This is a genomic window from Paenibacillus sp. A3, assembly GCF_001399685.1.
Classification (GTDB): Bacteria; Bacillota; Bacilli; order Paenibacillales; family NBRC-103111; genus Paenibacillus_G.
The window spans coordinates 1-975 of sequence record NZ_JTHN01000310.1 but is presented as its reverse complement, the minus strand read 5'-3'; the positions used below and the strand labels follow the sequence as shown (position 1 = coordinate 975).

The following is a 975-nucleotide window of genomic DNA, read 5'->3' as shown; positions in this document are numbered from 1 at the left end:
ACGTACTCGCGCTGCTCTATGTCATCAACGATATTTTGGACTTATCCAAGATCGAGTCCGGCAAGATGGAGATCAAAGAAGAGCCGCTGAACCTGAGGACGAGCTTGATCGAAACGTACGAGGTGTTCCACGCCGAAAGCCGCAGCAAGTCGCTGGAGCTTACGTACGACATCGATCCGGCGATCCCCGAATGCATCATCGGCGACGAATCGCGGCTGCGGCAGGTTCTGATCAACCTGGTCGGCAACGCCGTCAAATTCACCGAGCAGGGCGGCGTTCACGTCTCGGTCGCGGTGTTAAGCCGCGCGGAAGAGCAGCTTGAGCTGGAGTTCCGCGTCTCCGATACGGGCATCGGTATCCCTGAGGAGAAGCGCAGCCTGCTGTTCCAGCCATTCACGCAGGTGGACTCGTCCTTAACCCGCAAATACGGGGGGACGGGGCTGGGGCTGGCGATCTGCAAAAATCTCGTGCAGCTCATGGGCGGCCGCATTGCGCTTGCACCGGGAAGCCGCCGTGGGGCGGAGTTCGTTTTCACCATCCGTGTCAAGGGCTGCGTCGAATACGACTGCATGAGCGCTATCCAGTAAGGTGTTATTGTTACTGCTGTACCTGCGCCTGCCGTCCTTTAAGCCAGCGCGAGGTGATCGATACGGATTATGTGAGTGTAAGGCAATCGCTTCGTGACGGGCACCGCCAAAATACCTGCGTCGTGCAGGAGGAGACGTTCCTTTTATCGTTAAGTCTGAGAAGACTCCCTCTTCGATAAGGGGGAGTCTTCTCAGCATCTCTTATATATCAATGCGAACATACGTGCTATAATTGTCATAAAATCACCAAAAGAGGTAAATGGTCGCATGTTGCATCATAAAGCTTTTCGCTTTCGCATCTACCCTACGGAGGAGCAAACGACGCTGATCCATCAGATGTTTGGATGCGCTCGCTTTGTCTTTAACCACTTCCTTGCGAGGTGGAACG

General features: G+C 54.7%; 2 protein-coding genes. Both read left to right on the top strand.

Annotated features, from left to right (window positions below):
* Positions 1-587: ATP-binding protein (locus QJ48_RS33725; protein WP_237763148.1), on the top strand; the 587-nt coding region annotated here is incomplete at its 5' end.
* A gap of 267 nt (positions 588-854) precedes the next feature.
* A partial coding sequence (locus QJ48_RS36470) for a helix-turn-helix domain-containing protein (protein ID WP_157261843.1) occupies positions 855-975 on the top strand: 121 nt, incomplete at its 3' end.